The organism is Streptomyces sp. NPDC051219 (assembly GCF_040682335.1).
Taxonomy (GTDB): domain Bacteria; phylum Actinomycetota; class Actinomycetes; order Streptomycetales; family Streptomycetaceae; genus Streptomyces.
The window spans coordinates 1-16,147 of sequence record NZ_JBFBAS010000010.1 but is presented as its reverse complement, the minus strand read 5'-3'; the positions used below and the strand labels follow the sequence as shown (position 1 = coordinate 16,147).

18 protein-coding genes and 1 pseudogene are annotated in these 16,147 nt (G+C 72.0%); 6 read left to right on the top strand and 13 right to left on the bottom strand.

Features of this window, described 5'->3' with window-relative positions:
- Positions 1-17 precede the first annotated feature (17 nt).
- A complete protein-coding gene (locus tag AB0M62_RS14105; protein ID WP_366074432.1) occupies positions 18-662 on the bottom strand; it encodes a TetR family transcriptional regulator in 645 nt (214 codons plus the stop codon).
- 151 nt (positions 663-813) lie between these two features.
- On the opposite strand from AB0M62_RS14105, the gene AB0M62_RS14100 reads away from it, so the two are divergent.
- Positions 814-2,040: an acyl-CoA dehydrogenase family protein gene (locus AB0M62_RS14100; RefSeq protein WP_366074431.1), complete on the top strand. Its 1,227-nt coding sequence runs from the start codon at positions 814-816 to the stop codon at positions 2,038-2,040.
- 54 nt (positions 2,041-2,094) lie between these two features.
- Here AB0M62_RS14100 and AB0M62_RS14095 read toward each other — a convergent pair whose 3' ends face one another.
- The 4 genes and pseudogenes from AB0M62_RS14095 to AB0M62_RS14080 form a co-directional block, all read right to left on the bottom strand.
- A complete protein-coding gene (locus AB0M62_RS14095) occupies positions 2,095-2,715 on the bottom strand; it encodes a dihydrofolate reductase family protein (protein ID WP_366074430.1) in 621 nt (206 codons plus the stop codon).
- Between the two features lie 66 nt (positions 2,716-2,781).
- The gene (locus AB0M62_RS14090) at positions 2,782-3,237 is read right to left on the bottom strand and encodes an SRPBCC family protein (RefSeq protein ID WP_366074429.1); all 456 of its coding nucleotides are present in this window, start codon (positions 3,235-3,237) and stop codon (positions 2,782-2,784) included.
- A 62-nt stretch (positions 3,238-3,299) separates the two neighbouring features.
- Positions 3,300-3,605 (bottom strand): annotated as a pseudogene (locus AB0M62_RS14085) (Clp protease N-terminal domain-containing protein); the annotation flags it as partial.
- Between the two features lie 48 nt (positions 3,606-3,653).
- Positions 3,654-5,069, bottom strand: a complete 1,416-nt coding sequence (locus AB0M62_RS14080; protein WP_366074428.1) for a glycosyltransferase 87 family protein — start codon at positions 5,067-5,069, stop codon at positions 3,654-3,656.
- Between the two features lie 114 nt (positions 5,070-5,183).
- Between AB0M62_RS14080 and AB0M62_RS14075 the strand changes: the two genes are divergently transcribed.
- Together AB0M62_RS14075 and AB0M62_RS14070 are read left to right on the top strand one after the other, a co-directional pair.
- Entirely contained in the window at positions 5,184-6,317 is a 1,134-nt protein-coding gene (locus AB0M62_RS14075) for a molybdopterin-dependent oxidoreductase (protein WP_366074426.1), read from the top strand.
- The gene (locus AB0M62_RS14070; RefSeq protein ID WP_366074425.1) at positions 6,317-6,742 is read left to right on the top strand and encodes a hypothetical protein; all 426 of its coding nucleotides are present in this window, start codon (positions 6,317-6,319) and stop codon (positions 6,740-6,742) included. Before AB0M62_RS14075 ends, AB0M62_RS14070 begins: the two co-directional genes overlap by 1 nt.
- On the opposite strand, the gene AB0M62_RS14065 is transcribed toward AB0M62_RS14070, so the two are convergent.
- The 5 genes from AB0M62_RS14065 to AB0M62_RS14045 form a co-directional block, all read right to left on the bottom strand.
- A complete protein-coding gene (locus AB0M62_RS14065) occupies positions 6,651-7,391 on the bottom strand; it encodes a class I SAM-dependent methyltransferase (protein ID WP_366074424.1) in 741 nt (246 codons plus the stop codon). The two genes, AB0M62_RS14070 and AB0M62_RS14065, sit on opposite strands and share 92 nt — an antisense overlap.
- A complete protein-coding gene (locus AB0M62_RS14060; RefSeq protein ID WP_366074423.1) occupies positions 7,388-8,020 on the bottom strand; it encodes a DUF2064 domain-containing protein in 633 nt (210 codons plus the stop codon). The genes AB0M62_RS14065 and AB0M62_RS14060 overlap by 4 nt, the downstream gene beginning before the upstream one ends.
- Positions 8,017-8,703: a glycosyltransferase family 2 protein gene (locus AB0M62_RS14055; RefSeq protein ID WP_366074623.1), complete on the bottom strand. Its 687-nt coding sequence runs from the start codon at positions 8,701-8,703 to the stop codon at positions 8,017-8,019. Before AB0M62_RS14055 ends, AB0M62_RS14060 begins: the two co-directional genes overlap by 4 nt.
- 70 nt (positions 8,704-8,773) lie before the next feature.
- Positions 8,774-9,847, bottom strand: coding sequence for an NAD-dependent epimerase/dehydratase family protein (locus AB0M62_RS14050; protein ID WP_366074422.1), 1,074 nt, complete (start codon positions 9,845-9,847; stop codon positions 8,774-8,776).
- 182 nt (positions 9,848-10,029) lie between these two features.
- Positions 10,030-10,935 (bottom strand): Lrp/AsnC family transcriptional regulator, encoded by a 906-nt coding sequence (locus AB0M62_RS14045; RefSeq protein WP_366074421.1) that lies wholly within the window; start codon positions 10,933-10,935, stop codon positions 10,030-10,032.
- Positions 10,936-11,135: 200 nt separating this feature from the next.
- On the opposite strand from AB0M62_RS14045, the gene AB0M62_RS14040 reads away from it, so the two are divergent.
- Both AB0M62_RS14040 and AB0M62_RS14035 read left to right on the top strand, forming a co-directional pair.
- Positions 11,136-12,116 (top strand): C-terminal binding protein, encoded by a 981-nt coding sequence (locus AB0M62_RS14040; protein ID WP_366074420.1) that lies wholly within the window; start codon positions 11,136-11,138, stop codon positions 12,114-12,116.
- Positions 12,117-12,151: 35 nt separating this feature from the next.
- Complete coding sequence (locus AB0M62_RS14035) at positions 12,152-12,952, top strand: class II aldolase/adducin family protein (RefSeq protein ID WP_366074622.1); 801 nt, start codon at positions 12,152-12,154, stop codon at positions 12,950-12,952.
- 235 nt (positions 12,953-13,187) lie between these two features.
- Here AB0M62_RS14035 and AB0M62_RS14030 read toward each other — a convergent pair whose 3' ends face one another.
- Both AB0M62_RS14030 and AB0M62_RS14025 read right to left on the bottom strand, forming a co-directional pair.
- Positions 13,188-14,168, bottom strand: coding sequence for a fibronectin type III domain-containing protein (locus AB0M62_RS14030; protein WP_366074419.1), 981 nt, complete (start codon positions 14,166-14,168; stop codon positions 13,188-13,190).
- A gap of 232 nt (positions 14,169-14,400) precedes the next feature.
- On the bottom strand, positions 14,401-14,685 hold the full coding sequence (locus tag AB0M62_RS14025) for a chaplin (RefSeq protein ID WP_366074418.1): 285 nt from the start codon (positions 14,683-14,685) through the stop codon (positions 14,401-14,403).
- 198 nt (positions 14,686-14,883) lie between these two features.
- Here AB0M62_RS14025 and AB0M62_RS14020 point away from each other — a divergent pair, with 198 nt between their 5' ends.
- Entirely contained in the window at positions 14,884-15,579 is a 696-nt protein-coding gene (locus tag AB0M62_RS14020) for a type 1 glutamine amidotransferase domain-containing protein (RefSeq protein WP_366074417.1), read from the top strand.
- Between the two features lie 33 nt (positions 15,580-15,612).
- On the opposite strand, the gene AB0M62_RS14015 is transcribed toward AB0M62_RS14020, so the two are convergent.
- Positions 15,613-16,017 (bottom strand): hypothetical protein, encoded by a 405-nt coding sequence (locus tag AB0M62_RS14015; RefSeq protein ID WP_366074416.1) that lies wholly within the window; start codon positions 16,015-16,017, stop codon positions 15,613-15,615.
- Positions 16,018-16,147 lie beyond the last annotated feature (130 nt).

Genomic DNA, 16,147 nt, shown 5'->3' with positions numbered 1-16,147 from the left:
CGTCGGGCGGTCAGCTATCAGAAACCCGGTCCGCCCACGCGGTCCCCTGCGGCAGCCAGCATGCCCCACAGCAGATCGGCCAGCGAACGCACCAACTGCGCGCGGGAACAGGGCCGTTCGCCGAGCCACCAGTCGCCGGCCGCGTACATCATGCCGACGATTCCGTGGCCCCACACGCGGGACAACTCCTTGCCGCCCGGGCCCAGATCGACCCGGTCCTCGATGACCTTGGCGAGCTCCTCGCCGAGCCTGCGCAGCAGCGGCGCCGAATGACGCCCGACGTCGAAGCCCTGCTCCGACTGCTGCGGGTCCTCCGCGGGGTGCATCAGGAAGCGGTAGACCTGCGGGCGCGCTTCGATGGCGGCCAGGTAGGTGTCCAGCGTCGCCTCGACCCGCTCCCGCCGGTCGGACGGCGCGTCCAGTGCGGCGCGCAGCGCGTCGAGCAGCGCGTCGGTGTGCCGCACCGCGAGCGCCCGGTACAGGCCGCCCTTGTCGCCGAAGTGCCGGTAGAGGATCGGCTTGGTGATGCCGGCCTCGGCGGCGATGGCGTTCATGGAGGCCTGCGGGCCGTCCCGGAGCACCACCCGGTCGGCGGCTTCGAGCAACTCCCGACGCCGGCGCTCGGCCGCCCGCTGCTGATCGGCCTGTTGCGTGGTCTCCATTGCGTGTCTCTCCCCGCCCGTGCGATTGCGTGACGCCCCGGAAAAGTAACACCCTGCCCGGCCGGCGCATCCAACGGGCAGCAGGAGTTGACATCCGCTACCGGCCGGTAACAGACTATGTTACCGCTAGTAACAACAGCTTGGAGGGGACATGGCGGAGTTCACCATGGAGCTCAACGATGACCAGAAGCAGGTCCGCGACTGGATCCACGGCTTCGCCGCCGACGTCATTCGCCCCGCAGCCGCCGAGTGGGACGAGCGCGAGGAGACTCCCTGGCCCGTCATCCAGGAAGCCGCCAAGGTCGGCATCTACTCCCTCGACTTCTATGCCCAGCAGTTCTTCGACCCCACGGGACTCGGTATCCCGGTGGCGATGGAGGAGCTGTTCTGGGGCGACGCGGGGATCGCCCTCTCCATCGTCGGTACGGGCCTGGCGGCCGTCGGCGTTCTGGCCAACGGCACCGAGGAGCAGATCGGCACCTGGATCCCGCAGATGTACGGCGACGAGAACGATGTGAAGGTCGCCGCCTTCTGCTCCTCCGAGCCCGACGCCGGCTCCGACGTGGCGGCGATGCGCACTCGCGCCGTCTACGACGAGGCCAAGGACGAGTGGGTCCTGAACGGCACCAAGACCTGGGCGACCAACGGCGGCATTGCCAACGTCCATGTCGTCGTCGCCGTCGTGGACCCGGAGCTCGGCTCCAAGGGCCACGCATCCTTCATCGTTCCGCCGCAGACCCCCGGGCTCTCCCAGGGGCAGAAGTTCAAGAAGCACGGCATCCGCGCCTCGCACACCGCCGAGGTCGTCCTCGAGGACGTGCGGGTGCCCGGGCACTGCCTGCTCGGCGGCAAGGAGAAGCTCGATGAGCGCCTCGCCCGGGCCCGCGAGCGCGCCAAGACGGGTGGCGAAAGGGTGAAGAACGCCGCGATGGCCACCTTCGAGGCGTCCCGCCCGGCGGTCGGCGCGATGGCGGTGGGCACGGCCCGGGCCGCCTACGAGGTCGCGCTCGACTACGCCAAAACCCGTACGCAGTTCGGCCGCCCCATCATCCACAACCAGGGCGTCGCCTTCCAGCTGGCCGACATGCGCACCCAGATCGACGCGGCCCGGCTGCTGGTCTGGCGCGCCTCGTGGATGGCGACGACGGGCAAGCCGTTCACCTCGGCCGAGGGCTCGATGTCCAAGCTGTACGCCAGTGAGACGGCGAAGACGGTCACCGCGCAGGCCATCCAGCTCCTCGGCGGCAACGGCTACACCCGTGAGTACCCGGTGGAGCGGATGCACCGGGACGCCGCGATCTACACGATCTTCGAGGGCACCAGCGAGGTCCAGCGCCTGGTCATCGCCCGGACACTGTCGGGCATGCCCATCCGCTGACGGCGGCACCGGCAGCAACGCTCGGCCCCCGCCGCGCAGGCGGGGGCCGAGCGTTCACTCGGCCAGTTCGAACGTGCCGTACGTCGGCCGGCCCTTCGGCCGACAGGTGAGCAGGGCCACTCCGCTCCTGGTGGTCCCGGAGTCCACGAGCTCGAACGCGGTGGGCAGCACCCCCTCCTCGAACAGCCGCTTCCCCTTGCCCAGCACCACCGGGAAGACCAGGAGGCGGTACTCGTCGATCAGGTCGTGGGCCATCAGGCTCTGCGCCAGCGTGGCGCTGCCGTGGATCTGCAGCTCCCGGTCGAACTCCTTCTTGAGGGCGGCCACCTTCTCGGGAACATTGCCGGACAGGACGGTCGAGTTGTGCCAGTCGGCCTTGTCGAGAGTTGTCGATGCCACGTACTTCGGCAACGTGTTGAGCCGGGAGGCGATCGGGTCGTTCTCGTCCGTCACCTTCGGCCAGGCGGCGGCGAAGATCTCGTACGTCCGGCGGCCCAGCAGGAAGGCGTCGACGGCGTCGAACAAGCCGGCCATGTAGTTCTCCATGTCCTCATCGGCGAAAGGAACCAGCCAGCCGCCGTGCTCGAACCCGTTGCTGCGGTCCTCGTCCGGGCCGCCGGGCGCCTGCACGACGCCGTCCATCGACAGGAACTCGGTGAGAGTGATCTTTGCCATGGCGTGAATTCCTTCTCTGGTCGGCTCTGAGGTCTCACCGGTTCAGACTCCACGCCCCGCAGGAACTCATCGGCGCGCGCCACGCCGGGTTTCTCCCAGCAGCCCGGTCAGCGCCCGTCCGAACAGCAGTCGGCCCGCCGTCACCGTCAGCGGATCGAGGAGTCGGGGCAGCCCACGGAGCCGCAGCTCCTCCAGCCACAAAATGCGGCAGCCGGCTGCTTCCGGCCGCACCTCGATCTCGGCCCATCCCAGCACCACCCGGCCACGCTTCTCCAGCCGGCAGCGGCCCGGGCGGCCGGCGACGGGGGGTTCCCACCGGACGACTTCCATCGGGTCGTCGATGCCGGCCCGGCCGAGTCCGGTACGGGCGGTGAACATCGTGCCCACGCGCGTCGGCGGTGGCGTCCGGACGACGGCCCGCGTCAGCGGCACCTGCGCGGCATGCTGCTCCCAGTCGGTCAGCCGCCGCCAGGCCTCCTCGGCGGGCAGTGGGCTGTGGCGCGCGATGCGGATGAGGGGCACACCGCGAGCCTAGAACCACCGGGACCGCGACGGCCGCATCCCCGCTCCGGTCCCCGCCGGTGTCATGGTCGCTTCTGTTCCTGCGCGGCGAGGGTGGCGGCGACGGCCGCGCTGATGTGGTCCTCCGCGGTCGCCTTGCCGATGCCGAGGCCGGTGAGCACCCCGGTGCCGTTCTCGAGTTCCAGCAGGGCGAGCAGGATGTGCTCGGTCCCGATGTAGTTGTGGCCCAGCCGCAGAGCCTGCCGGAAGGTGAGCTCGAGCGCCTTCTGCGTCCTCTGGTCGTACGGGATGAGGTCGGGCACCTGGTCGTCCGCCGGCGGCAGCGCCGCGGTGGCGGCCTGCCTGAGGGTCTCCAGCGGCACGTTCCGCTGTCAACCGGAAGTTGACAGTCGGGCGGATATGGGGACCGCGGCGTGTCAGCAGGCGCCTCGACCGGTCGAGGGTGCGGAGGCAAGGGTCCGCTTCCCGCACCCGGCCGACCGGGCGCGTCGCAGCGCCCATCCGACGAGTACCGCGGCCGCCGCGATGGCGTACGCCGTGGTCCCCACGGTGTACGAGTCGGGGAACGCGCGGCCGGTGACGTACTTGGCCGCTCCGGCAACGGCGATGCCCAGCCATTCCCAGCGGCCGTCCAGTGCGACCAGCCCCACCAGCAGCAGCGCGTACCAGGAGTAGCCCGGCGTCAGCAGCAGGAAGGCCGTCCCGGTGACCAGCAGGGCGCCGCTCCACGGCCTGCGGGGGTCGCCGCGGCGCAGGACGTGCAGAACGACGAGCAGCAGGACGACGGTCGCGGCCGCGACGGCCCACGCGTCCGGGAGCAGCAGGCGGAGCACAGCGAAGCGGTTCTTGGCGGTCGAGGTGTCGTCGTAGCCCTCCTCCACGACATAGCCCCCGAGATAGCCGAGGACCGAGCCGTCCGAGACGAGCACGTAGGGCACATACGTGACGGCGAGCACCGCGGCGGCGGGGAGCAGCACGGCTGCCGCGTCCCTGAACCGCCGCACCCCCGACAGTGTTCCCGGCAGTACCACGGCGGGCAGCAGCTTGGTGCCGATCGCCGCGCCCAGCACCGCCCCGCCGGCCACGCGGCGGGCCTTGACGACGCCCAGCCCGATCACGGCCAGCAGCACACCGAGCGCGTCGGCGTGCGCGTTGTTGACCGCCTCGACCGGCACGGCCGGGCACCAGGCCCAGTACGCGGCGTACCGCACATCCCCGCGGCGGCGCAGCACCAGGAGCAGGGCGGCGGTCGTGCCGAGGGAGAGCAGGGCACCGCCGGTCTGCAGCGGCTTGTGGCGCGCGCCGTCCGGGGAGAGCGAGTGGACCAGCAGGAAGTAACCCTCGGCGACAGGCGGATAGATGGTGTGCACGTGCGGCCGGTTCAGGCGGGTGCACTGCGCAACCACCGCGCCGACGGCCGGAATCCGGACCCGGTCGGGCCCCTCGCACGCGGCCCCGGTGGGAAAGAGCCAGCTGTCACGCAGCCGTGCCGGCTCCGGGTCGGCCGGGGCATGGTCGTACGGGGAGATCCCGGCCGCCTGCACCCGGCCGTCCCACGCGTAACGGTACGCATCGGTGCTCGTGCGCGGCGGGGCGGCGAGGCCGGTGGCGGCCACGGCGATACCGCCGGCCAGCACCAGGGCGACGGCGTGGGCCACCGGCGCCTTCCGCAGCGACCACGCCGCGGCGCCGAACAGCAGCCAGCTCGCCGCGTACCACCAGGACAGCCCCGCCGGGTCGGAGTGGTAGCCGTCCTTGCGGATGGTCAGCGTGAGGACGGCGGCCAGCGCGGCCAGCAGGACGCCGGTGCGGACGGTACGCGGGTTGATCATGTGATTCAGCGTCGCAGCCCACACGCCCGGCGGGCGGTGTCCCTCACCCGGCGTCCGTATTTCGTAAGGTGTCGGACCTCCCGGCGGCGGACCGCTCGGAGGTGTGATGGAGACATGAACCTGCGACTGGCTCCACCGTCCTTCTCCGGCCGGCTGCACGACGCCCGGACGGCCACGGTCATCGGCCGTTGGCTCGCCGTGGCCGTCGCGCTGTGCTTCCTGACGGGTGTGCTCAGCCACTATCTGCAGCGGCCGCCGGGCTGGCTCGCGGGGGAGCTGCCCAGCCGCCCGGTCTGGGGCTACCGGCTGACCCAGGGCCTCCATGTGGCGAGCGGAATCGCGGCGATCCCGCTGCTGCTGGCGAAGCTGTGGACCGTCTACCCGAGGCTGTTCGTATGGCCTCCGGTGCGCTCGGTCCGGCACGCTCTCGAGCGGCTGTCGGTGGCGGTCCTGGTCGCGGCGGCCGTCTTCCAGCTGTTCTCCGGGCTGCTGAACACCGTGCAGTGGTATCCGTGGCCGTTCTCCTTCGTGCCGGTGCACTTCGCCGTGGCCTGGATACTGGCCGGTGCGCTGCTCCTGCACATCGCCGTCAAGGCGCCGCAGATCAGGGGGCATTGGGGCAGGAAGTCGCCCGGAACGCTGGAACTGCCCAGCAAGGACGGCCCCGACCGGCGCTCGCTGCTGATCGCCGTCACTGCGGCGGTCGGGGCGGTCACTGTCACGACCGTCGGCCAGTCCCTCACCGCGCTGAAGCGGTTCGACGTGCTCGCGCCCCGGCATCCGGACCACGGCCCGCAGGGCCTGCCGGTCAACCGCACGGCGGCCGCCGCGGGAGTCACCGCAGGGTCCGTACCGGGCTGGCGGCTGACCGTCCACGGGCCGGCCCCGTACGAGCTGACGCTCGACGAACTGCGGGCGCTGCCCCAGCACGAGGTGACCCTGCCCATCGCCTGTGTGGAGGGCTGGAGCAAGTCCGCACGGTGGACCGGCGTACGCATCCGGGACCTGCTGGACCGCGCGGAGGCCCGCCCGGGCGCCGGACTGCGGGTGGTCTCGCTCGAACGGCGGGGTGCCTACCGGGTCATGGAGATGGGCCGCACCTACGCCCGCGATCCCCTCACTCTGCTGGCCCTGGAACTCAACGGCGAGGTGCTCTCGCTCGACCACGGCTTCCCCGCCCGCGTCATCGCACCGAACCGGCCGGGCGTACTGCAGACCAAATGGGTCAGCAGGCTGGAGATCCTGTGATGCGTGTCCTCGTGGGCGCCATGGGCGTCCTCCTGATGGGTATCGGTATGGCGCTGCTCGCCGGCGGCGGCCAGTTCCGCGACGTGGCGCTATGGCTGGCCGGAGCGGTCGTACTGCACGACGGCGTCATCGCGCCGCTGGTCCTTGCCGCGGGGCTACTGCTCGGAGGTATCGCGGCGCGCGGTGCGGTGCGTGCGGCGCTGATCGTCGCCGGCTGCCTGACCGTGGTCGCGCTGCCCGTCATGCTGCGGCCGGGTGCCCCCACCAACGCCTCTGCCCTGCCTCTCGACTATGTACGGAACTGGCTGCTCCTGCTCGGTGCGGTGGCCGCGGTCACTGCCATCCTGCTCCTGCTGCGCCGGCTGCGCTCACGTGTGCTCCGGCGGAAGCGACGGACGGCTCGTCGGCCGCGCGGCGCAGCGTGACGAAGCTGCGCCCGGATACGGTCCACTGCTCCGTCCTCGTCCAGCCGGCGGCCTCGGCGTGCCGCCGCAGTGCCGCAGCGCCGATGCGGGCCCAGGGAAAGACAGAACCGAGCGCGCCCCGGCCGTCGTCGACGCGGACCAGGACGCGCTCGTCGATGTCGAGCGGGGCCGTTTCGGCCAGCACGGTGCCGTCCCGTCCGACGAGGCGGGTGAGCCGGTTCAGCAGTGCCGATGGATCGCCGCCGATCCCGATGTTGCCGTCGATGAGCAGCGCGGTGCCCCAACTCCCTTCACGGGGGAGCCGGTCGAAGACAGAGCGGCGCAGCGCGCTGCCGCCCGCCCGCACCGTGCGGGCCACCGCGGCCGGACTCACATCGATCCCCAGGACCGGGCTGCCGAGCTCCGCCAGCGCTGTCACGAGCCGTCCCGGACCGCAGCCGATGTCGAGCACCGCACCCCGGCACCGCTTCAGTGCGGTCAGGTCGGCGTGGTCCGCCGCGGCGCACCACCGCTCGATCTCCAGGGGCAGCAGCCGGCCGTCGTGACGGCGCAGGAACAGTGGGCCCCGCCCGGTGCGCAGCGCGTCCGTGTACGGATCGGCGTGCCACGCCGCTGCCCCGCGGGCGGGCCCCGCTCCGTCGGCAGTCATCGGATCCCCTGCCGCGCGAGCGCGGCATGCGCCGCGGCGAACCGGCTGTGCGGCGCCTGCGCCGCCACCAGCCGCGCGTCGGCCGCGGTGTCCACGTCGCGCAGCACCCGCAGATCGCGCACGGCCAGCCCGGCATCGGTGAGCCGGCGCCGCTGTACGTCACCGGTCTCCGGCACGGACATGGGCACCCCGCGCAGCAGTTGCGGGTCCGGTTCGGCGAGGCCGAGGGCCCAGAAGCCGCCGTCGGCCGCCGGGCCGAACCACGCGTCGCAGCCCCGCCACGCGTCCGATGCCAGCGCGGGAGCAAGATCGGCCGGAGCGACCTGCGGCGTGTCCATGCCGATCAGCAGGGCCGGGCCGGAACACAGAGCGAACGCCGCGGCCAGCCGCTCGTCCAGCGTGCCGGAGCACTGAGCCACCACTTCGATGCCTGGCGGCAGCCAGCTGCCCGGCTCCCCCTCCAGGACCAGGACACGCCGCCGCACCGGAGCCGCGGCTACCGTGGCGAGGCTGTCGGCGAGCGCGGCCTCGGCCAGCCGGGCCGCCTCCAGGGGCGAGTACGGCGGGGTGAGCCGGGTCTTCACCCGGCCGGGCACAGGCTCCTTGGCAATGACGAGCAGCGTGGTCACCGGGCACCCGCCCCACCGCGCACCGTGACGGCCTCCGGCGGCTGCGCCAGTACGGCGCGCATGTCGTGCACGGCCTGCCACGTGCCCCGCCAGGTGCCGGTGACCTTCGACTTTCCCGTCCTGGGCCGGTAGGGGACATTCGCTTCGCGGACCCGCCAGCCCGCGTCGGCGGCGCGTACGACCATCTGCAGCGGATAGCCGCTGCGCCGGTCGGTGAGAGCGAGGCCCAGCAAGGGCTCCCGCCGCGCGACGCGCATCGGCCCCAGATCCCGCAGCCGCAGGCCGGTACGCCGGCGCACCATGGCGGACAGCACGAGATTCCCGGCCCGCGCGTGCAACGGCCAGGCACCGCGCCCGTGCGGCCGTCGCCGCCCCAGCATCAAGTCGGCTCGGCCGTCCCCCACTTCACGCACGAGTGCGGGCAACAGGCCGGGATCCAGCGAGGCGTCGCAGTCGCAGAAGCAGACGAACTCGCTCCGGGCCGCCATGAGTCCGGCATGGCAGGCGGCGCCGAACCCCCGGCGTGGTTCGTGAACCACGGTGGCCCCGAGCCCGCGGGCGACATCGGCGGACCCGTCGGAGGAGCCGTTGTCGACCACGATCGGGCGCCAGCCCGGAGGGATGCGCTCCAGGACCCAGGGCAGGGCCGCGGCTTCGTCCAGGCAGGGGAGTACGACGTCCACCGTCGGTTCGGCCGGCGCGGTCACCTCTTCACCGTATGAATCCGGGCCGGGCGCCGGGGGTGTGGAGTCCTTACGGAATACGGACATCGGCGCTCCCCGCCCCGCGCAGCTCGTTCCGCGCGAATTCCGCCATCCCCGCGGCGAAACCGGTCCCGGCGCGCCAGCCCAGTTCGGCCCTCAGCCGGCGCGAGGAGGCCGTGATGTGCCGTACGTCCCCGAGCCGGTATTCGCCGGTCACGACGGGATCGGGGCCGCCGTGCGCCTGGGCCAGCGCCCATGCCATCTCACCTACGGTGTGCGGCTCGCCGCTACCGGTGTTGAGCGGGGTGAGCACGCCCGGCTCCCGGCTCGCGACGGCTTCAAGAGCCACCACGTTGGCCGCCGCGACGTCCCGAACGTGTACGAAGTCCCGCCGCTGGCCGCCGTCCTCGAAGACCGGGGGGGCCTCGCCGCGCGCGAGCGCCGAACGGAAGAAGGAGGCCACGCCCGCATACGGTGTGTCACGCGGCATTCCCGGCCCGTACACATTGTGGTAGCGCAGTGACACGGCGCGCCCGCTCCTCGCCCGTGCCCACGCTGAGGTCAGGTACTCCTGGGCGATCTTGGTGGCGGCGTACACGTTGCGCGGATCGGCCGGGGCGTCCTCGTCCACCTCTCCGGGCGTCAGCTCGGCGCCGCAGTGCGGGCACAGCGGTTCGAAGCGCCCGGCGTCGAGGTCTCCGGCGGCGCGCGGGCCCGGCCTGACCCGCCCGTGCCGGGGGCAGTCGTACCGGCCCTCTCCGTACACGACCATGGACCCCGCCAGCACCAGGTCACGAACCCCCGCTTCGGTCAGGGCCGTGAGCAGCACAGCCGTCCCGAGGTCGTTGCACTCCACATACGCGGGTGCGTCGGCGAAGTCCTTGCCGAGGCCGACCATGGCCGCTTGATGGCAGACCGCGTCCACGCCGCGCAGCGCCCGCGACAGGGCGGGCCGGTCTCGTACGTCTGCCCGGATGTGCTCGGCGGGGGGCGGGGGTGGGGCTTCCGCGTGGGCGGAGGGGAGCAGGGCGTCGAGCACGACGGGCTCGTGGCCGCGGGCGGCGAGAGCCGTGACGATGTGCGAACCGATGAAGCCGGCGCCTCCGGTGACAAGTACACGCATGGCGCGGACGCTAATCGCTGCTGCGCCGCATTCCCCGCGTGCGCGCCGGGACGTCATGGGTCCGTAAGGTCCGTGCGGACCGCCGGCGGTCACCTCGTGGCCGGTCACCTATGGAGACGCTGAAGGACGACGCCTGCCCGCCTTCCGGTGGACCGACGCGGCCGCACTTCCCGGTGGCCGGCCTACGGAACGGAATGCCCCAGGTCGTACCGTTCCTTGACCAGCTCCAGGTGGACCCAGCTCTCCACGTCGAGCACTCCCTCGCAGGCCCGCATCTCCTCGAGCGTGGCGCTCACCGCAGCGAAGGACTCCGCCGACACGGTGCCCACAAGTTCCGCCCGGCCCAGGCACGAGGACAGGAACGACACCCGCTCCCAGCCCGCCAGCCGCTCGGCCACAGCCTCCCGCGGCCCTTCCAGCCGGACCGCGAAACCGCACAGGAACCCCAGCCCCAGCACTTCGGGGCGGACCAGTGCCGGCACCCTCACCACCCCGCTGTCGAGCATGCGCAGGGTGCGGGAGCGGGTGGCTCCCGCCGAGAGCCCTACGCGCTCGGCGAGTTCGGCGAAGGGCAGCCGGCCGTCCCGCTCCAGCTCGTCGAGGATCAGCCGGTCCGTGTCGTCGAGACCGACTCCGCTCACAGTCGGTACGCCCGACGGCAGATACGGGTCCTTCAGGTGCCGCATCGTGATCAGCGGATCCACCGTGCCGACCCCGGGCAGCGTGCGCACCCGCTCGATCGCCCGGTCCAGCTCCGCCAGCCCCTCCGTCCGCAGTTCGGCCATGACGGCCCGGCGGCCCGCGGTCAGCGAGACGAACGGTGCCTGTGGCATCGCCGAGATCGCCCGGGCCACCGGTCCGGCCTCACCGCGGGTTCCGACCGACAGATGGGCCGAGGCGGTCAGGCCGCGTACGGCGGGAAGGACCACGGCCGCCACCCGCACCGCACCGGAGTCCAGCAGTCTCTGGACGCGGGCCCGGGTCGCGGGGCGGGACAGGCCGACGCGCTGGGCCAGCGTCTCGTACGCCAAGCGGCCGTCCGTCTGGAGTTCACGGACGACGGCCAGGTCGATGCGGTCCAGATCCACCTGCGCTGATCCCCTCGATTCGACGGCCCGGGGTGCGGCGGCGTTCCGGGTCCGCTGTCATTCTCAGCCACCGGCCGGACGGGACGGCGCGTGGGTGACAGGCATCACCTACGTCCGACTCGGCTTGGCCTGGACAAGTTCTGCAGTCGAATCGTACGTTCATGGCTCCAGTCGCCGACGAATCATCTGTGGAGGATGGAATGGGGCAACCCGTGGCGGTGTTCACGGACACCGAGGACCTCGACGCCGGGCCGGGAGCGCGACTCCTCGCCGACGCGGGATTCGAGGTCCGCATCGCCGACAGCCGGGATCCCGGCGTCATCGCCGCCGCGGCCCATGACGCCGTCGCCCTGATCGTCGGCTACGCACGCGTCGACGCCGACCTCCTGGACCGCCTCCCGCGGGTGCGGATCCTCGCGACCATGTCCGCCGGGTACGACATGGTCGACACCGCCGAGGCGCGCCGCCGCGGTCTGTGGGTGACCAACCTGCCCGACGCCGCGACGGAGGACGTCGCCGTCCACGCACTCGCCTCCGCCCTCTCCCTCGTGCGCCGCCTGCCCCAGGCCGACGAGGTCGTGCGCTCGGGTGGGTGGAACGCGGACTTCACCGAACTTCCCCGGCGGGCCGGCGACCTGACGCTGGGGCTGCTCGGCCTCGGACGGATCGCCCGAACCCTGGCCAGGATCGCCGCGCCCGTGTTCGGCCGGATCGCGGCGTACGACCCGCACGCCTCCACCGCGGCGTGGCCCGGCGGCGTCGACCGGCTCGGCCTGGACACCCTGGCCGGCACGGCGGACATCCTGTCCCTGCACGTCCCGCTCACGCCGGACACCCACGGACTGGTGGACCGTGCCCTGCTCGAACGGATGCGCCCCGGCAGCTTCCTCGTCAACGTCGCGCGTGGTGAGCTGGTCGATCCCGCCGCCCTGCTGGCGGCACTCGACAGCGGCCGGCTCGCCGGAGCCGCCCTTGACGTCTTCCCCGTCGAACCGCCGCCCGCCGACGACCCGCTGCGCAGCCACCCGCGCATCCAATTGTCCCCGCACAGCGCGTACCTCTCGGACACCTCGCGCCGCGCGTACGTGTGCAAGCCCGCCGAGAACGTCATCGCCTGGCACCGAACCGGGCGTCCGACGACCCCGGTCGTCGACCCGGCCGCCCAAGGAGCCACCCTGTGACCGACCTGCTGCCTCCCGCCACCGACGTGCCTGACATGGCCCCGAGTGACGGGAGCACCGAGAGTGCCGCGCGCGCCGAGCACGCCGAGCATGCCGCCGAGGAAGTCAGGCTGCGCCGCGAACTCGCCGCCGTGTACCGGCTCGTCGCCCACTTCCGGATGACCGACCTGATCTTCACCCATATCTCGCTGCGGCTGCCCGGGCCCGAGCACCACTTCCTCATCAACCCGTACGGCCTGCTCTTCGAGGAGATCACCGCTTCCAACCTGGTCAAGATCGACCTGGCCGGGAACCCGGTTGAACCCACCCCGTACCCGGTCAACCCCGCCGGCTTCGTCATCCACAGCGCGATCCACGCCGCCCGCCCGGACGCCCAGTGCGTCCTGCACACCCACACCAAGGCGGGCTGCGCCGTCGCCGCGCAGCGCGACGGGCTGCTGCCGCTCAATCAGATGTCGATGGAGTTCTACAACCGCGTGGGCTACCACGACTACGAGGGCGTGGCCCTCAACCTCGAGGAACAGGAGCGCCTGGTCGAGGACATCGGCGGCCACACCGCTCTCATCCTGCGCAACCACGGCCTCCTGACGGTCGGCGAGAGTGCGGCCCAGGCGTTCCTGCGGATGCACTACCTGGAGAGGGCCTGCGAGATTCAGGTCACCGCCCAGGCGGGCGGCAGCGCGCTGACCATCCCCTCTCCGGAGGTCTGCGAATACACCGCACGGCAGCTTGCGGGCGAGGCGAGCGCGGACTTCCAGGACGACGAGGCGTACGACCTTGCCTGGGCCGCGATGCTGCGTCTGCTCGACCGGACCGCACCCGACTACAAGGACTGATCAGGCCGGCGGCACACCGGACCGGCCTCAGTCCGCCTGCAGCACGGACAGGATGTTGCCGGCAGGGTCCTTGAACCATGCGATGTCAGGACCCTCGCCGCGCCAGATGCCCTCGGAACATGGAACTTCCTTTCTGTGGGCTGAATACCGGGCCCTACCGGCAATGACCCCCCGAGCAGGGCATTCCGGCAAACGGCGGTCCGCGGCCGGCGGGTACGCCCCCGGGTGTTGCGACTCAGCGGCCGCCGTCGTCCACGACGACCGCCCGCTGAGCCGAGAAGGCCCCCCAGTTCCCGTCGGGGAGTCTCGCGCGGATCTTCACCCGGTAGGAGGCCTCCCGCCGGTCGCCGGCGTCGAAGCGGTACGTCGCCCTCCCGGCCGGAGGTGCGGCGCCCCACCGGATTGTGGTGGTCGGTCTGCTGTCGAGGAACATCTCGTACTCCTCTACGACTTCGTCCGTCCGCGGCGGCACCCACGAGAGCTCGATGTACCGCCTCCCCGCCTCCATGACGGAGACCGCCCGGAAGTCGGCGGGCGCCGTGCTCGTGCCGCTTCCCTTCGCCGGGGCAGTCGTGACGTCCACCGCCCCGGCGGACGGTGAGGAGTTGTCGCCCGCGTCACGGGCGCGGACGGTGAACGTGTAGACGGTGTCGGGGCGCAGTCCGGTGATGCGAGCGGTCGTCGCGTTCCCGCTCACGCTGTGGATGCGCACACCGCCTTGATAGATGTCGTACGAGGTCACCCCCACGTCGTCCGCGGACCCGGTCCAGGCAAGGGTGGCGGCGCGGGCACCGTCGGCACGGCCCACGAGCCGCGTTGGACGGGTGGGCGCCACGCGGTCGTCCACGGCCGGTGCGGGCATGGTGACGGGTACGGCCGCGCTGCGCGGTGAGACGTTGCCCGCCGCGTCCCGCGCCCGGACCGTGAAGGTGTAGGCGGCCGACGGAGTCAGTCCGTCGATGTCGGTCATGTGCTTCTCGCCGGGAACCGCCTTGACCTTCTTGCTGCCCAGGTAGACGTCGTAGCCGGTTACTCCTGCCCTGCCGTCCGCCTGGTCCCACATCACATGGGCCGAAGTGGCGGTGCCCGCCCGGGCCGTGACCCCGGCCGGAGCCGGCGGGCGCTGCGTGTCCCGCTCGTCCGGCCCACAGCCGGCCAGGATCAGGCAGGCGGCGCAGGCAAGGGCGGCGAGCCGGGGGATCCGTAGCACAGGCATGCCTCCGCCCGAAGGGAAGAATGGTCTAGACATATATGGCACACACCTTGTCCGGCAACAAGAGTGCGGCCCCCGCCTTCCGGCCACCCGGCGGAAGACGACGCGTCCCCGGCGGTGCGTCCATGAGCCGCGCTACTGATGAAACACGCCGGCCTCCCGCCGCGGAGCTGCGACAGGAGGCCGAAGGGGGAGCTGTGGGGGATGGCGGCCTGCCGCCGTCCCCTCAGGCGGATCAGTGGTGGTAGCCGCCGTTGTCGTCCTTGTCGTCGTGGTGGCGGGAACCGATCTCACACTCGGTCCCGAACGCCGGGTTGAGCAGTGCGATGACGTTGACGGTGTTGCCGCACAGGTTGATCGGGATGTGAAGCGGAACCTGGGCGACGTTGCCGGACACGACACCGGGGGAACCGATGGCGGCGGCGCCGGCTCCAGCATCGGCGGTGGCCACGCCGGCACCGGCGGCCAGGACGGCACCGGCGGCAGCGGTGACGGCTGCTGCCTTCGCGATACGCGACATCGAGATCTCCTTGCAGAATGAGGACCTGCCGCAGGACCTGCGGCATTTACGCCCCTTTCAACGCGGCGGACCACATCTGGTCACGCGCGTTCGGCCTACTTGATGAACGACAGGGCGTGGCGGCCCGCTTCCGGATCGGCAACGGGACGACGCTCTGAGTACACAACGTCAGAGCATCGACGGACGGAGAGAGACGAAATGGCAAGGATCCTGTTCGTGATGACCGGAGCGGACCACTGGACGCTGGCCGACGGGACCAAGCACCCCACCGGCTTCTGGGCCGAGGAGGCCGTCGCCCCCTACCGCGCCTTCACCGAGGCCGGTCTCGAGGTCGTCGCCGCCACACCCGGCGGGGTGGTCCCGACCGTGGACCGGGCGAGTCTCCCGCCCGAAGCGAACGGCGGACAGGCCGGTGCGGACGCCGTCGCCGCAGGTCTGGAGGCGTTCACCGCCCTGCGGCACCCGGTCAAGCTGGAGGAGGTCGAGCTGGACGACTACGCCGCGGTCCTCTGCCCCGGCGGCCACGGCCCGATGGAGGACCTGGCAGTCAACCCCGTCAGCGGCCGGCTGCTCACCGATGCGCTGGACTCGGGCAAGCCGCTGGGTGTTGTGTGCCACGGGCCTGCGGCCCTGCTCGCGTGCGAACGCCCGGACGGCTCATGGCCGTTCGCGGGCTACCGGCTGACCGCCTTCACCAATGCCGAGGAAGCCCAGGCCGGCCTGGGCGGTCAGGCGAAGTGGCTGCTCCAGGACCGTCTCGTCGAACTGGGCGCGGACTTCCGTGAGCGCGAGCCGTGGACACCCCATGTCGTTGCCGACCGGAATCTGTACACGGGCCAGAATCCGGCCTCGTCCGCGCCGCTGGCCGCCGAGCTGGTCAAGGTGCTGGCCTGAGCCGACGGCAGGGCCGTCCGGCCGGGACGGCTGTCAGGCGGGGAGGACGAAGTGCCGGCCGTCCGTGCCGTCGACGTGCACGACGTGCCTGCCGACCCGGACGGTCTGCGTATCCCCGACGCGCCAGAAGCCGAGGGGCCCGTCGCTGTCCGGCAGCGGCATCCAGACCTCGAGGAAGGTGCTTCCGTCGGCGTTGGTGCCTGTCTCGACGAGGTTGTCGCCATCGCTTCGCAGGGTGCCGACGTCCTGGCCGGGCGTACCGACGTCATGGTGGAAGTGGACCCGTTCACCGTCGTAGGTGGTCCTTCCGGCGAATCCGCGGCTGTCGGCGTAGTGGTCGCCGGACTGGATCCACACGACGTGCTCTGTTTCAGCCAGGGGACCGCCGTCACGGCTGATTCCGGCGCGCAGCCATGCGCCGCGGGTGGGTGCGTTCATGGAGGCCAGGGTGTCAGGGCGGCCGGCCGGGGGAGGGGTGGCGGGGCCGCGGACCGCCCCCCCCCCACCCCCCCCCCGCACCCGCCCCGGCGGCGGGCCTCGAGGGGGCGGAAGTTGACCGCCGGCGGGC

Bases quoted from the DNA above. Each gene is read 5' to 3' on its own strand.
- AB0M62_RS14105 (WP_366074432.1), bottom strand. From the start codon at position 662: ATGGAGACCACGCAACAGGCCGATCAGCAGCGGGCGGCCGAGCGCCGG.
- AB0M62_RS14100 (WP_366074431.1), top strand. From the start codon at position 814: ATGGCGGAGTTCACCATGGAGCTCAACGATGACCAGAAGCAGGTCCGC.
- AB0M62_RS14095 (WP_366074430.1), bottom strand. From the start codon at position 2,715: ATGGCAAAGATCACTCTCACCGAGTTCCTGTCGATGGACGGCGTCGTG.
- AB0M62_RS14080 (WP_366074428.1), bottom strand. From the start codon at position 5,069: ATGATCAACCCGCGTACCGTCCGCACCGGCGTCCTGCTGGCCGCGCTG.
- AB0M62_RS14075 (WP_366074426.1), top strand. From the start codon at position 5,184: ATGAACCTGCGACTGGCTCCACCGTCCTTCTCCGGCCGGCTGCACGAC.
- AB0M62_RS14070 (WP_366074425.1), top strand. From the start codon at position 6,317: ATGCGTGTCCTCGTGGGCGCCATGGGCGTCCTCCTGATGGGTATCGGT.
- AB0M62_RS14065 (WP_366074424.1), bottom strand. From the start codon at position 7,391: ATGACTGCCGACGGAGCGGGGCCCGCCCGCGGGGCAGCGGCGTGGCAC.
- AB0M62_RS14050 (WP_366074422.1), bottom strand. From the start codon at position 9,847: ATGCGTGTACTTGTCACCGGAGGCGCCGGCTTCATCGGTTCGCACATC.
- AB0M62_RS14040 (WP_366074420.1), top strand. From the start codon at position 11,136: ATGGGGCAACCCGTGGCGGTGTTCACGGACACCGAGGACCTCGACGCC.
- AB0M62_RS14035 (WP_366074622.1), top strand. From the start codon at position 12,152: ATGGCCCCGAGTGACGGGAGCACCGAGAGTGCCGCGCGCGCCGAGCAC.
- AB0M62_RS14030 (WP_366074419.1), bottom strand. From the start codon at position 14,168: ATGCCTGTGCTACGGATCCCCCGGCTCGCCGCCCTTGCCTGCGCCGCC.
- AB0M62_RS14025 (WP_366074418.1), bottom strand. From the start codon at position 14,685: ATGTCGCGTATCGCGAAGGCAGCAGCCGTCACCGCTGCCGCCGGTGCC.
- AB0M62_RS14020 (WP_366074417.1), top strand. From the start codon at position 14,884: ATGGCAAGGATCCTGTTCGTGATGACCGGAGCGGACCACTGGACGCTG.
- AB0M62_RS14015 (WP_366074416.1), bottom strand. From the start codon at position 16,017: ATGAACGCACCCACCCGCGGCGCATGGCTGCGCGCCGGAATCAGCCGT.